Annotated in this window: 11 protein-coding genes; all 11 read right to left on the bottom strand. The window is 39.7% G+C overall.

From position 1 onward, the window contains the following. Window positions 1-117 precede the first annotated feature (117 nt). Window positions 118-1,662 carry a signal recognition particle-docking protein FtsY gene (gene ftsY, locus HMPREF9182_RS02380; protein ID WP_009754432.1) on the bottom strand — a complete coding sequence of 515 codons (1,545 nt, stop codon included), beginning with the start codon at window positions 1,660-1,662 and terminating at the stop codon, window positions 118-120. Window positions 1,663-1,680: 18 nt separating this feature from the next. Further along, complete coding sequence (locus HMPREF9182_RS02385; RefSeq protein ID WP_009443125.1) at window positions 1,681-2,490, bottom strand: Cof-type HAD-IIB family hydrolase; 810 nt, start codon at window positions 2,488-2,490, stop codon at window positions 1,681-1,683. After that, window positions 2,487-3,284, bottom strand: coding sequence for a Cof-type HAD-IIB family hydrolase (locus HMPREF9182_RS02390; protein WP_009754717.1), 798 nt, complete (start codon window positions 3,282-3,284; stop codon window positions 2,487-2,489). The genes HMPREF9182_RS02385 and HMPREF9182_RS02390 overlap by 4 nt, the downstream gene beginning before the upstream one ends. A 1-nt stretch (window position 3,285) precedes the next feature. Then, window positions 3,286-6,819, bottom strand: a complete 3,534-nt coding sequence (gene smc / locus HMPREF9182_RS02395; RefSeq protein ID WP_009443353.1) for a chromosome segregation protein SMC — start codon at window positions 6,817-6,819, stop codon at window positions 3,286-3,288. Next, window positions 6,810-7,508, bottom strand: coding sequence for a ribonuclease III (gene rnc, locus HMPREF9182_RS02400; protein ID WP_009443714.1), 699 nt, complete (start codon window positions 7,506-7,508; stop codon window positions 6,810-6,812). Before rnc ends, smc begins: the two co-directional genes overlap by 10 nt. 290 nt (window positions 7,509-7,798) lie before the next feature. Continuing rightward, window positions 7,799-8,155 carry a YbaN family protein gene (locus HMPREF9182_RS02405; RefSeq protein WP_009754775.1) on the bottom strand — a complete coding sequence of 119 codons (357 nt, stop codon included), beginning with the start codon at window positions 8,153-8,155 and terminating at the stop codon, window positions 7,799-7,801. Window positions 8,156-8,184: 29 nt separating this feature from the next. Beyond that, on the bottom strand, window positions 8,185-8,988 hold the full coding sequence (locus HMPREF9182_RS02410) for an MBL fold metallo-hydrolase (RefSeq protein ID WP_037602582.1): 804 nt from the start codon (window positions 8,986-8,988) through the stop codon (window positions 8,185-8,187). Continuing rightward, complete coding sequence (gene vicK, locus HMPREF9182_RS02415) at window positions 8,981-10,342, bottom strand: cell wall metabolism sensor histidine kinase VicK (protein WP_009755016.1); 1,362 nt, start codon at window positions 10,340-10,342, stop codon at window positions 8,981-8,983. The genes HMPREF9182_RS02410 and vicK overlap by 8 nt, the downstream gene beginning before the upstream one ends. Then, complete coding sequence (gene yycF, locus HMPREF9182_RS02420) at window positions 10,335-11,036, bottom strand: response regulator YycF (protein WP_009443743.1); 702 nt, start codon at window positions 11,034-11,036, stop codon at window positions 10,335-10,337. The genes vicK and yycF overlap by 8 nt, the downstream gene beginning before the upstream one ends. A gap of 342 nt (window positions 11,037-11,378) precedes the next feature. Continuing rightward, window positions 11,379-13,322, bottom strand: a complete 1,944-nt coding sequence (gene thrS / locus HMPREF9182_RS02425; protein WP_009443886.1) for a threonine--tRNA ligase — start codon at window positions 13,320-13,322, stop codon at window positions 11,379-11,381. Further along, window positions 13,315-13,956 (bottom strand): ATPase AAA, encoded by a 642-nt coding sequence (locus tag HMPREF9182_RS02430; protein ID WP_009755101.1) that lies wholly within the window; start codon window positions 13,954-13,956, stop codon window positions 13,315-13,317. Before HMPREF9182_RS02430 ends, thrS begins: the two co-directional genes overlap by 8 nt. Window positions 13,957-14,324 lie beyond the last annotated feature (368 nt).

A 14,324-nucleotide genomic window follows, 5' to 3' on the forward strand; every position in this document is an offset into this window, starting at 1 on the left:
ACATAGAGGTGACTAGGTCACCTTTATTGCTTTTAAACTCCCAAGATAGATTCATCAACTATGTGGGTAGGAAGGCGAACACTTTTTGCTCAAAGTTCTTCCCACTTTTTAACATGATTAAATCAATCCTTCTAAGAGACCTCTCATAAAGTCTTCAGAATTAAATTCGCCAATATCATCTATTTGCTCACCGAAGCCAATCAACTTGACAGGAATATCCAATTCTTGACGAATCGCTAAAACAACACCACCGCGCGCCGTTCCATCAATTTTTGTCAAAACGATTCCCGTCACAGGGGTTATCTTTGAAAATTCTTTTGCTTGAACGAGGGCATTTTGCCCGGTTGAAGCATCAAGAGCTAGGAAAGTTTCATGAGGAGCATCTGGATTAACTCGCTTGATAATACGGCCTATTTTCTCCAATTCAGCCATGAGATTGTCTTTATTTTGCAGGCGACCAGCCGTATCAATCATCAAGATATCCACATTTTCTGCCTGAGCACGCTCCATCCCATCAAAAACAACACTAGCAGGATCACTCTTTTCTGGACCAGTTACGACTGGTACATCTACACGTCGTCCCCACTCAGCCAGCTGAGCTACTGCACCTGCCCGAAATGTATCTGCCGCAACCAGCATAACTTTCTTACCTTGTTTCTTATATTTATAGGCTAATTTCCCAATAGAAGTTGTTTTTCCTACTCCATTGACACCCACAAAAAGCATAACCGTCAGACCAGTTTGGAAATTTATTTTTTCATGATAACGCCCATCTTTTTCATAGATATCAACTAGCTTCTCGATAATGATCTTACGCAAAACTTCCGGATTTTTAGCATTCTCTATCCTAGCTTCGTAGCGCAACTCCTCTGTCAAATTAGAGGCTACTTGTACACCCACATCACTGGTAATCAAAAGCTCTTCTAAGTCTTCAAAGAAATCTTCATCCACTGAACGAAAATTAGCAAAGAAAGCATTTAGTCTAGCACCAAACCCAGTCCGTGTTTTTTTCAAACTTCGGTCGTACTTCTCTTGAATCGATTCCGTCTGAGTTTTCTCTTGTTTTGGTTCATGAATCTCTAATTCTTCCTGTTTAGCAGGTTGAATTGATTCTGCATTCTTCAAAGGAAATGGAGCCGTAGCCTCATCTTTATCCGCTTCTGTGGTCTTCTTGTTTTGTTCTTCTACATTGCTACATTCAGGATCAAAGCTTGCTACTTTTTGACTGAGATCTACTTGATTTCCTTCAGCAGTCGCTTCGTCTCTACAATAATTAGACTCTTCCAATTGTTCAGAGTGCTCTATATTTTCTGGTCTTTCTTCACTATTTTCGTTAGACGAAATAGGTTTCTCGTCTTCTTTTTGTTGAAATTCAGCACTTTTTGGATCAGATGTGAATACTTGAGATTTGTTCTCAATGACTTCATTCAAAACCTGATCTTCTGCTAAGCGCTCTTCTAGATCCTCGTAAAAGTCCTGTTTATTTTCCAACTCCAAGGATTGGGAACTTTCCTTTTGACTTTGCTCAAAAGACACGGTTGGTTGAGAATGGTCCTCAATTTCCACTTCTTCAAGTGCTTCTTTTACTTCTGGAGCTTGTGTATGAGCAACTTCTTCATTATTTTCCTTTTTTCTGCCAAAAAGGCGATCAAATAAGCCCATGAAAGGTCCTCCTCTTTTCTACAAAATATACGTTTCAATCGCCCAAGCGACTGCATCTTCATCGTTTGTCATAGGAGCTACAACATTTGCTACTTGTTTTATCGCTGCAGTAGCATTCCCCATCGCTACTCCTATACTAGACCACTCAAGCATGGAACGGTCATTTTCTTCATCCCCACAAGCCATGACTTGGTTTGCCTCAATACCAAGATGCTGTGTTAACTTAGCTAATCCACTTGCCTTATGTACATGCTTAGGCGACCACTCAAGGAGCATATCCCGTGATTTAAATACTTCATATTGATCAAACAAATCTGGTGAAATCAATGGTAAGGCAGCATCAATACTCTCAGGAGCAGTTGCAGTCACACATTTATTATAAGTCTTTTGGTCAGATAATTCCTCAATCGATACACTCTGAAACTGCAAGTAAGGATTAAATTTTCTGTAAAGTGATGTCTGTGCGGAGGTTAATTGATAAACAAGGTCGTCACTGATAGCATCTAAGGGTAAATTCAAACGCTTTGTTTCTCTAAAAATACGCATTACATCCTCATGAGAAAAGACGATTTTATCCAAAATTTGCCCGGAATTGCGTTGCACCAACCCGCCATTAAACGTGATTGTATACTCATCTACTAGACCTGCTGTCCCCAACTCATCTAGCAAATACTCCATGGCTTTTAGCGGTCGTCCTGTTGTCAAAACAACCTTAACGCCTTTTGCACGAGCAGCAAAGATAGCTTCTCGATTGCGCAGAGAAATTTTCTTATCAGCATTCAGCAAGGTCCCGTCTAAATCCAGTGCAAGCAACTTTATATCAGTCATACTAATTTCTCCATATAGTTGATAACTGACTGATCCGCATGCGATCCTATTACTTCCTTTGCTAAAGCCAAAATCTCAGGACGAGCATTCTCAGGGGCAATCGGATGACCAACAACCTCCAGCATGTGAAGATCATTGAGATTGTCTCCAAAAGCCATCACCTGATCCATCGTCAAATTTAGCTTTTTCGCCAACTCTACTATTGCGACTCCCTTGTCAACATGATCCAGAACAATATCAATCGATTCATAACCAGTAGTCATTGCTTTAACACCTGGTACATGCTTATTCACCCAAGCTTCTCCTTGAGCAATAATAGCTGGATCAAAATTTGTCGTGAACTTAAAAATATCATCTGTAATATCTTCGAGACTGGCAACCTTTTGAATATTGGCATTATAATGAGCACTGATTGCTAAATAGTCAGGATCAACTGTTTCTAAAACATAACAACCCCGCTTTCCAGTCAATAAGAGTTTACTTGTATCAACAAAAGGTGACTGTTGTAATGTTTCAAAAACGCTTAGATAAAACTCTTTGTCCATTGTTGCTTCATAAAGATCTTGTCCGTGAAATTCAACGACGCTTCCATTTTCAGCAATAAAAATAATCTCATTACGTACTTCAGCAAAGAGATTTTCTAGCGACAAAAGTCCCCGTCCACTAGCTACTGCAAAGTAGATCCCTCTTTCCTTATATTTGATTAGAAGACGTTTCAGACGTTCCATATCAAACTTTCCTTGTGCGTCTAAAAAAGTACCGTCCATATCGGTTGCCACTAATTTAATATCCATTTTACATACTCTCTAAATCTTTTAGTTTTACTGAAACAATCTTAGATACACCTGACTCCTGCATGGTCACACCATAGATAGAGTCTGCTGCTGACATGGTTCCTTTTCGATGGGTCACCACGATAAATTGGCTTTCTTTGTCAAAGCGATTGAGATAATCTCCAAAACGCTTAACGTTAGCTTCATCCAAAGCTGCCTCTACCTCATCCAAAATAACAAATGGGATGGTCTTCACTCGGATGATAGAGAAAAGTAGCGCTAAAGCTGATAAGGCTTTTTCCCCACCACTCATGAGATTGAGTGACTGGATTTTCTTACCTGGAGGCTGGACTGAAATCTCAACACCCGCAGTCAATAAGTCGCCTTCTGTCAAAATCAAATCCGCTGATCCACCACCAAACATCTGTTTGAAGGTCATTTTAAAGCTTTCACGGATAGCCTCAAAGGTTGATTTGAAGCGTTCTTTTACCTCATCATTCATTTCTTCAATAGTCGTTAGAAGAAGATTCTTAGCAGATAGGACATCATCTCGTTGTGTATTTAAGAAGTCTAAGCGATTTTTGACTTCATCAAACTGCTCGACTGCATCTAGATTAACTGGACCTAAAGCACGGATAGCTTTCTCCAATTCTTTAAGGTGAGTCTCTGAAACCACTAAATCTTCTAAAATACGTGCTTGTTGACTGGCCTCATCAAAACTCATCTGGTATTCTTCCGTAAGATTGGTCAAGAGTCGACGTAGAACATCTGTAAGCTTATCTTTTTCTGCCTCAGCCTTAGCTTGCTTACGAATCAGCTCTTCGTTTTGCTTACGAGCTTGCTCTAGATGACTAAGAATATCTTCTGACTGTCCTTCCAGATCTTCTAGTTCAAATTTCAAACGAATGAGTTTTTGGTTAAGCTCTACTTTCTCTTGATTTGCTTTTTCTAGTTGCGTTTCTAAAATAGAAAAATCTACTTTCTGAAGATTTGACTCTCTTTGCTCCATCAAGCTTTCTAGCATTTCTTTTTCTTTTATCAGAACGTTTTTTTCTTCTTTCAACCGTTCCAAATCATTTGTTTCAAAACGCTGGTGAGACGTCAGTTCAGTCTGAGACAATTTCAGTTCTGCCAATTGATTCGATAGCTTGTCAAAGCGCTCTTGAACTGCATCTTTGTTAGATTTCACTCGCTCAATTTCTTCAGTGACTTCTGTTTTTGTCTGCTCAATCTCAGCCAAGCGACTTTGCAATTTCGTTCTTTCGCTGGTGATATCAATTCCAGATAAGCTTGCTAATTCCTGCTCTTGTAGGGCTTTCAAGCTACTAAGCTCTTCGACCCGCTTAGCAATTTGCTCATAAGCAAGACTGGCTTTTTGCTCTGTTAATCGAGCATTTTCGCCCTCCTCTTTGATTTTCTCCAACAGTTGCTTCGCTTGGCTTAGTTTGTTTTGTAAGATTTGCACTGACTCTTCTTGCTCTTTCAACTGCGCTTCTTTTTCTTTTATTTCAGCAAGAAGAACATCTAGTTCAGGTTTGATAAAAATCGTATTGTTATTTTTATTAGCACCACCAGCATAGGAGCCACCAGTCCGCAACTCTGTACCATCAAGTGTCACGATTCTGACTTGGTAACGCACCTTCTGAGCTGCTGAACGTGCATGATCTATCGTATCAAAAATAGCTGTTGTTCCAAGTAAATTTTGGAAAATCATCTCCAAGCTATCATCATAGGTAACAAGCGATGAAGCCAATCCTAGAAAACCTGAGCTGGCTTCGATGGTTGTTCGATGATGATCTGCTAGTTGACGTGGTTTAATCGTTGTCAATGGTAAAAAAGTCGCTCGGCCTGCACGATTTTTCTTCAAAAAGTCAATGGCTCTAGTAGCTGCTGCTTCATCTTCTACGATGATATTCTGGCTACTAGCTCCTAGAGCTATCTCCAGTGCAGTCTGGTAATGCGGATCAAAACTTAGTTTTTCACTAACAGCTCCAACAATTCCGCCCAGACGATCTGACTCCTGCAAAATACTTTTTACACCAGCGTAGAAATTACTGTGATTCTTAAGAATCGCTTCTAAACTAGCAGCACGTGCCTTTTTATTTTTTAAATCGTCCAACAAGTCAAACATTGCTGACTGACGACCTTGATAAGCATTTTGCAACTCTTGTACTTGCTCTTCTTGCTCCTTGTAGCTAGCTAAAAGTTCTTTCAGCCTATTTCGAGCTATATCCAATTCTTTCGAATGGCTAGCTTCTAATTTTTGGTTTTCCAGTAAATCTGCTTGTACTTTTTCAAAGTCAGCCTGTTTACTCTCATTTAGTTTCAGTTCATTAGCTTGTCGACTCTCTAAAGCAGTCAAATCATTCGATAAGTCTGCTTCTTCTTGCATCAGAGCGACATAGCGATCCCGTAAATGCTCGATCAATTGGTCTGGATCATCCGAAAAATCAGCAATTTCAGCTTCTAATCGTGCCATCTCCTCTTGATTTTTAATCAATTTTTCAGAAATCTGAGTGAGACTCGCTGTCTTCGTTTGGCACTCTTGCTCAATCTGTTCCAATTTTTCTACCAAGCCAGCTAAGCGTGTCTCATTTTCCAGACGACTACTTGCCGCCTGACTTGACTCCAGCTTAGAAAGATCAATTTGGCGTTCTAAATCACTGATTAAACGAGTTAATTCTAGCAATTTGGCTTGATCATCTGCCAAGGTCTGATTAAGCTCATGGCGCTTGAATTTTAGGTCTTGATTTTCTTTTTCAAGCTCATCTCTTTTGCTGTAGTAAGTAGATAAGGCTTCCTGAATATCTACTAACTCCTTCTCCGCCTGAGTTAATTTTTCCTTATTGGCCGTCATTTGAGCAACCAAGACATCTAGGTAAAGTTCTCGTCTTTCTTGATCTAATTCCAGAAAACGCTTGGCAGTTTGCGCCTGCTTTTCTAAAGGTTTAATTTGGCCATCTAATTCAAAGATAATATCCTCTAAGCGGTCCAAATTATCTTGTGTTTGCGCGAGTTTTCCTTCCGTTTCCTTACGGCGGGTCTTGTATTTAAGTACCCCAGCAGCCTCTTCAAAAATAGCACGGCGTTCCTCTGGTTTACTATTGAAAATTTCTTCAACCTTCCCTTGAGAAATAATAGAAAAAGAGTCTCTCCCTAATCCTGTATCCATAAAAAGATCATGAACATCACGCAGACGAACCTTTTTGCCATCTATCTTATACTCGCTATCACCACTACGATAAATATGACGTTCTACCCTGATTTCTTTAGCAGCCTGTTTAATAAACTGATCACTATTATCCAGTACGACTGTAACAGAAGCATAATTAAGCGGTTTACGTGTCTCTGTCCCCGCAAAAATAACATCCGGCATCTTGCCCCCGCGTAGACTCTTGACACTAGATTCCCCCAGCGCCCAACGTAAACTTTCTGTAATATTTGACTTTCCAGAACCATTTGGACCAACAACTGCTGTCACTCCCTTGTCAAAAACAACTTTTGTCTTGTCCGCAAAAGACTTAAAGCCTTGAATTTCAATTTCTTTTAAATACATGTTTGACTTTCCTTTTCAAAGGCATTTTTAGCTGCTTCTTGCTCAGCTAACTTTTTAGAACGCCCTTGACCTCTTCCAACTAAACGTCCATCAACAGACACACTAATTTCAAAATTTTTGGCATGGGCAGGACCTGTTTCAGACACAACTTGATAAAGAATCTCCACATCACCATTGGCTTGTAAGAGCTCTTGTAACTTCGTCTTGTAATCTGTCACCTGTTCAAAATCACCAGCTTCTACCTTTGGAATCATCGTCTGGTAAAGGAAGTCTCTTACAGCTTCTATCCCTTTATCTAAAAGCAAAGCTCCCAAGAAAGCTTCAAATAAATCGCCTAAAATCGTTTCACGATCTCGACCACCTGATTTTTCCTCTCCCTTACCTAGCTTGATAAATTTCTCAAATTGGCAATCACGTGTAAAACCAGCCAAACTTTCCTCACGAACAATCGTTGAACGTAGCTTGGTTAAATCCCCTTCTGGCTTCTTAGGATATTTTGCATACAAATACTCCGAGATAATTAATTGCAGAACAGCGTCTCCTAAAAATTCCAAGCGTTCATTGTGTGAAATTTTTAAGAGGCGATGTTCATTAGCGTAGCTGGTATGAGTAAATGCTGTTTCCAATAAGGAAATATCTGTAAAAACCAAGCCAAATCGTTCTAGCAAAAGAGCTTCTAATTTTTTCATAGCTTTTTAACTTGCACCTATACATCAAGTCACAAGTTTCATCCTTTCTAAAATGATTAGTCAATCAGTACAGAAGACCTTCTCTCTATTGAGCAAGATGAGTCTGTCTTTTTTAGACTGTACAGGTACTATTATATCAAAAAATCAGTATTCCTGTCCCATTTTTCCTGCCCTATAAAAGTAAAAAAGAAGCCGAAAGCAATGTCTCAACCTCATTTTTATCCTAAATTTTTGAAAAAGACAAATCTGCCAAACTAATACTAGTTTCAGCATTTCATTTCACAATGACTCTATTTATCTGGTATGACCTTAAATAAATAATAAGTAATAAAGATAGTCAAAGCAAAGAGTCCAAGTTTTACCCAAATAATTGGCGCCAAATAAATCGAAATCCCCATCAAAATATAAATTGATACGATGACCTTTTTCTTTCGCTCCTTAGAGATTGAGCCCGTTTCTCGAAAATCAGCTACATAGATTTGATACATTTTTGTATGATAAAGCCAATCTTCAAAACGCTTAGAACTTCGAGAAAAACAAGCAATCGCTAAAAGCAAAAAGGGAGTCGTAGGCAATACCGGAAGTACAATTCCTAAAACACCCATGCCTAAGGATAAGATTCCAATTATAAAGTAAATGAGGCGCATACAATCTCCTAGTTTATTTTTATCGATAACTAAATGGATGTCAACGGTGTAGCTGTATCAGGAGATGTGTCTAAAACTTGAAAATCATGATTCACTCCTAGATCAGCTTGAGCTAACTGATTAACCATGGTCATATGGGCTAGTTCCTTGATATTATTTTCCTTACTCAAGTGTCCCAGATAGATCTTCTTCGTTCGATTTCCTAAAGTCCGAATCATGGTTTCGGCTCCATCATCATTTGATAAATGTCCACGATCAGACATAATCCGCTGTTTTAAACTCCATGGATAAGCACCACTGCGCAAAATTTCCACATCATAGTTATTTTCAATTAAATAACCATCAGCATTTTCAACGATTCCTGCCATGCGGTCACTAACATAACCTGTGTCAGTCAACAAGACAAAGCTTTTATTATCCTTCATAAATCGATAAAATTGTGGAGCTGCTGCATCATGGCTTACTCCAAAACTTTCTATATCCAAATCTCCAAAGGTCTTGACAGTCCCCATCTCAAAAATATGCTTTTGGCTAACATCAATTTGTCCTAAAGCAGCATCCATAGCTTGCCAAGTTTCCTCATTGGCGTAAATATCTAAATGATATTTACGAGCCAATACTCCAACACCATGGATATGATCTTTGTGCTCGTGTGTAACAAAAATAGCATCCAAGTCTTCTGGTTTTCGATCAATTTCACATAACAGACTGGTAATTTTTTTCCCAGACAAGCCGGCATCTACCAAGATCTTTTTTTGCGCCGTCTCTAAGTAAAAACAATTACCGCTTGATCCCGACGCTAAAATACTATATTTAAACCCTTCCTTAGTCATCATTACTTTCTACTTCTTCATTATCCCAGCCATCATCTAAAACTGCATCCTTATCATAAGGAAGCACAATAGTAAAGGTAGAACCAACTTCATACTCACTTTTAGCCCAGATAAATCCTTTATGTTGTTTGATAATCTCTTTTGCAATCGCAAGACCTAAGCCTGTTCCACCTTGCGCACGGCTACGAGCCTTATCTACTCGATAAAAGCGATCAAAAATCTTAGGCAGGTCTTTCTTAGGAATTCCTAAGCCTTCATCTGAGATGGAAATAATCAGCTGATCCTCTGTCGTCTTCATTCGCACCGTAATTCGACCACCGTCTGGAGAATACTTAATGGCATTATTCATGATATTATCGATGACTTGTGTCATCTTGTCCGTATCAATCTCTACCCAGATCGGGGTAATAGGATAATCACGTACAATGTCAAATTTCTTTGTCTCATCCTGACTCTTAATCTTATCAAAACGGTTTAGAATAAAGGTAATAAAAGCGGTAAAATTGGTCAATTCCACATCTAAGTGACTACTGTCATTATCAATTCGTGATAGACTTAGTAAGTCCGACACCATGCGCATCATTCGATTGGTCTCTGTGAGCGATACCTTAACAAAATCTGGCGCAACAGGCTCTGATAGGGCACCTTCATCAAGTGCTTCTAAATAAGACTTCACACTAGTTAGAGGAGTACGTAGCTCATGGCTAACATTTGATACAAAAAGCCTGCGCTCGCGCTCTTCTTTTTCTTGCTCAGTCGTATCATGCAAAACAGCTACCAACCCTGAAATAAATCCTGACTCACGGCGAACTAAAGCAAAACGAACACGCAAACTCAAATATTCACCATTTTCATCTTGTGAGTCAATCATTAATTCAGGCATCTTGGTTATCAAGTCCCGTAAATCATACTCATCAGCAATGTCCAACAAATCCAAAATACTGGTATTTTGGACTTCTTCCGGCTCAACCCCTAATTGCTTAGAGGCCATATCATTAATCATGATAATCTGACCACGACGATTCGTAGCCAAAACCCCGTCTGTCATATAAGACAAAATACTAGTCAGTCGTTTGGTTTCCTGCTCTAGATTTTCATGGGTTAAGCGTGTCACTTCAGACAGATCGTTGATGCTGTTTATCATATCTGTAATTTCTGGACTTCCCTGCATATCCAGCACTTCAGAGTAATCACCAGCGATTAAATCTTTTATCTTCTGATTGAGCAATCGCAATTGCTGATTATCCCTGCGATTTTCTAATAATAGCAGAGCCACCACCAAAATAAAACCTAAAACAATTAAACTAAAAATAAAATCTTTCGTGAGGACAAATTGTCTAATGTTTTCAATCATTGTTTCTCATATAGTAACCAACGCCTCGACGAGTCAAAATATACTCAGGTCGGCTTGGTGTGTCTTCGATTTTTTCACGTAATCGGCGAACCGTTACATCCACTGTTCGTACATCGCCAAAGTAATCATATCCCCATACTGTCTCAAGTAGATGTTCACGTGTCATTACTTGTCCAACATGGCTCGCTAAGTGATAAAGCAACTCAAACTCACGGTGTGTCAATTCCAATTCTTCACCATGTTTCTTAGCTACAAAAGCATCTGGCAAGATTTGTAAGTCTCCAACCACCAATTCATTCGAACCTTTGTCTTCTTCTTGTGTTTCTAAAGCAAATTCCGAGCGACGCAAAATAGCCTTAACTCGTGCCTGTAGTTCTCGATTAGAGAAAGGTTTCGTCACATAGTCATCTGCACCAATTTCAAGCCCAATAACTTTATCAAACTCACTATCTTTAGCTGAAAGAACAATAATCGGGACATTACTAGTCTTTCGAATCGTCCGTGCAACTTCTAAACCATCCATCTCTGGCAACATCAAATCCAAAATCAAAATATCCGGATTTTCAGCTTCAAACATCTCTAAAGCTTCACGCCCATCAAATGCAGTTACCACTTCATAACCCTCTTTGACCATGTTGAATTTTATAATATCTGAGATTGGCTTCTCATCATCTACAACTAATATTTTCTTCATGTTTTTCACCTTTTTTTCTGTCTCTTTTATTATAACAAACTTTCTCAAAAATATACTCATTTCACACTAAAAAAAGCACTTCTAAACCTTACAATTTAGAGACATTTATGACAGGTATGTAAAGAAAAGACTACTAACTACTAAAACAATATTTTTTATGTAAAAGAAGAAAACGGAAAGAACCTCAAACAAATAAAAAGCTGAACCTCTTTCCCTAATAGTTAATTAAATCATCTTTAGAATTTAAAAGCAAACAAAGATAACCTGATCAATCACTAGATAAATCTGTTTTCATGCTAATTTAAAAGGCTGAACTTTTTTGCCCAGCCTTCTTATTTGATTTTATTTCTCAACTCGTGATTTATTTGCAATGTCAGTTAGGATAGCTTCGACAAATTCATCAACTGAGACAGTTTGTGTTTCTTTTTGGCCGTAGCGACGAACGTTGACCGTTCCGTCTTCCATTTCCTTATCTCCAACGATCAATTGGTACGGAATCTTGCTGGTTTGAGAAGCACGAATCTTAAACTGCATTTTTTCATTGCGCTCATCCACATCTGCACGAACACCACGGTCACGGAGTTTCTTAGCCACTTCCCAAGCGTAGTCCATGTGTTTTTCGTTGGATACTGGGATGAGGGTCACTTGGTGTGGCGCAAGCCATGTTGGGAAGGCACCCTTGTAGTTTTCAATCAAGATAGCTGTAAAGCGCTCCATTGTTGAGATAACCCCACGGTGGATCATGACTGGACGGTGCTCTTCACCATCAGCTCCGATGTATTTGAGGTCGAAGCGTTCTGGCAACAGGAAGTCAAGCTGGATCGTAGAAAGTGTTTCTTCTTTTCCTAGGGCAGTCTTCACTTGGATATCGAGTTTCGGACCATAGAAGGCTGCTTCTCCCTCCGCTTCAAAGTAGTCTACACCCATTTCATCAAGCGCTGCACGAAGCATTGTTTGGGCGTTTTCCCACATCTCATCATTATCAAAATACTTATGAGTATCTTGAGGATCACGAAGAGAGAGACGGAAGCGGTATTCAGTCAAGTTGAAGTCTTCATAAACATCGATAATCAACTGAAGAGCACGCTGGAATTCTTCTTGGATTTGTTCAGGAGTGACAAAGAGGTGACCGTCGTTGAGAGACATTTCACGCACACGTTGAAGACCAGTGAGGGCACCAGATTTTTCGTAACGGTGCATCATACCGATTTCAGCGATACGGATTGGCAATTCACGGTAGGAGTGAACATGGTGTTTGAAGACTTGGATGTGGTGTGGACAGTTCATTGGACGAAGAACAAATTCTTCCCCGTCACCCATGTCCATGGTTGGGAACATGTCTTCTTGGTAATGATCCCAGTGACCAGAAGTCTTGTAAAGCTCCACAGAAGCAAGTGGTGGAGTATAGACGTGTTGGTAGCCAGAAGCTAACTCCTTGTCGACAATATAGCGTTCCAATTCACGACGGATTGTCGCACCATTTGGCAACCAGAATGGTAGACCTTGACCCACCTCTTGTGAAATCATGAAGAGGTCCAGCTCTTTACCGAGTTTGCGGTGATCGCGTTCTTTGGCTTCTTCACGCATTTGAAGGTAGTTCTTCAAGTCTTTCTTGTCAAACCAAGCTGTACCGTAGATCCGTTGCATCATCGCGTTGTCACTATTTCCGCGCCAGTAAGCACCAGCTACATGGAGAAGATGGAAGATTTGAATACGACCTGTTGATGGGACGTGAGGTCCACGGCAGAGGTCTACATATTCACCCTGACGGTAAATAGTCAAGCCCCCTTCGTCTTCAGAATGTTCTTCAATCAATTCCAACTTGTAAGGGTCGTTTTTAAAGATTTCACGAGCCTCGTCTTTGGTTACTTCCTCACGAATAGATGGGAAGTTTTCTTTGACGATCTTCTTCATTTCTTCTTCGATACGAGGCAGATCTTCGTTGGAGATTTGACCAGCTTGATTGTCCGTATCATAGTAGAAGCCATCTTCGATGGCTGGGCCAACTCCCAAGTGAATGTCTGGGAAAAGGCGGCGAGCTGCTTGAGCGAACAAGTGAGCAGCTGAATGGCGCAAGATTGGCAGAGCATCTTCGTGATCAGGCGTCACAATTTCGATGCTTCCATCTTCAGTGATAGCACAGGTTGTATCAATTAATTTGCCGTTGAATTTACCAGCCAGAGCTTTTTTCGCTAGGGAATTGCTGATGCTTTGCGCAATTTCAAAAGTTGTCACGCCAGATTCGAATTCACGAACAGCGCCATCTGGGAAAGTAATCTTAATCATATTTTTCTCCTTTAATATCTATTCTATTTATATTGGATAATTTTAAGATCCGAGCAATCTCTTTCGCAGTCTGCTTTTCTGATTGACTACCATCTGTTACGAGACTAGAATATCCTAATTTCATCGCTTCTTTCCGAACCATTTGGCCAAAAAGAATGTCTCGCTGCATCCAGTTTTCAAAAGCTTGCTCAGGATTGGTAGTTCCCTCTAAGACATAAGGAACCCATTCTCTCTGTCTATAGTGCTTTTTCTGAAAATCAGCTGTTGGAGTCAAGCATAGATAGGAAGGCTCTGGACATTCAAGATCCTTTACCAAGTGAGGCAAAAGTCCTGCTCCCTCCACCAAAAGTGGCCTATCCTGATTTTTTATCAAGTAAGATTTTACATAAGGAAAAATCTCTTCATAAAAGCGCCATTCTTCATCTGCCATCTCTTTTGGATTTCTCATCCAGATTTGTTCCGGATTTCTGTCCTGTCTAAGAAGGCAAATCGGCTGTGAGTCTGCACTTGCTTGACTCATCATCTCGTCTACCAAATCATCCAGTTTGATATGAAATAGCTGATACTGTCTAGCAAGAAGTGAAGCAATTGTTGACTTCCCACTACAAGGTGAGCCGCCAATCATATAAAGCATCAGTCTTCCTCCTTCTTACAAAATAAAAACGACATCCTCAAAAGGACGTCGCAACGTGGTTCCACCTTCATTTATGTTCCTCAAAAAAGAGAGACACCTCAGATCGGCTCTAACGTAGCCACCGTTTTATGTTTTCATAAAAGCGAATAGAGTAGTATCGATTTAGTCTTTCTATGCGTTTCCAGCAACCACGCACTCTCTAGTAGAAAAAAGCTAAGCGACTTGTCTCTAAGCATTATTATAGCACGATTGAAAAATTTTTCAAGAATTTTTATACTTTTTATTTTGTTCTTGTTTGAAAAAGATAAGCCTTTTACCCGAAGCCATATGCAAGTAAAGATTTCATTGGCTAAGAAGTAAACGAGAAA

It is taken from the genome of Streptococcus sp. oral taxon 056 str. F0418 (assembly GCF_000220065.1).
Taxonomy (GTDB): domain Bacteria; phylum Bacillota; class Bacilli; order Lactobacillales; family Streptococcaceae; genus Streptococcus.

Coding starts and splice junctions, on each gene's coding strand:
- ftsY (WP_009754432.1), bottom strand. CDS start 1,662: ATGGGCTTATTTGATCGCCTTTTTGGCAGAAAAAAGGAAAATAATGAA.
- HMPREF9182_RS02385 (WP_009443125.1), bottom strand. CDS start 2,490: ATGACTGATATAAAGTTGCTTGCACTGGATTTAGACGGGACCTTGCTG.
- HMPREF9182_RS02390 (WP_009754717.1), bottom strand. CDS start 3,284: ATGGATATTAAATTAGTGGCAACCGATATGGACGGTACTTTTTTAGAC.
- smc (WP_009443353.1), bottom strand. CDS start 6,819: ATGTATTTAAAAGAAATTGAAATTCAAGGCTTTAAGTCTTTTGCGGAC.
- rnc (WP_009443714.1), bottom strand. CDS start 7,508: ATGAAAAAATTAGAAGCTCTTTTGCTAGAACGATTTGGCTTGGTTTTT.
- HMPREF9182_RS02405 (WP_009754775.1), bottom strand. CDS start 8,155: ATGCGCCTCATTTACTTTATAATTGGAATCTTATCCTTAGGCATGGGT.
- HMPREF9182_RS02410 (WP_037602582.1), bottom strand. CDS start 8,988: ATGACTAAGGAAGGGTTTAAATATAGTATTTTAGCGTCGGGATCAAGC.
- vicK (WP_009755016.1), bottom strand. CDS start 10,342: ATGATTGAAAACATTAGACAATTTGTCCTCACGAAAGATTTTATTTTT.
- yycF (WP_009443743.1), bottom strand. CDS start 11,036: ATGAAGAAAATATTAGTTGTAGATGATGAGAAGCCAATCTCAGATATT.
- thrS (WP_009443886.1), bottom strand. CDS start 13,322: ATGATTAAGATTACTTTCCCAGATGGCGCTGTTCGTGAATTCGAATCT.
- HMPREF9182_RS02430 (WP_009755101.1), bottom strand. CDS start 13,956: ATGCTTTATATGATTGGCGGCTCACCTTGTAGTGGGAAGTCAACAATT.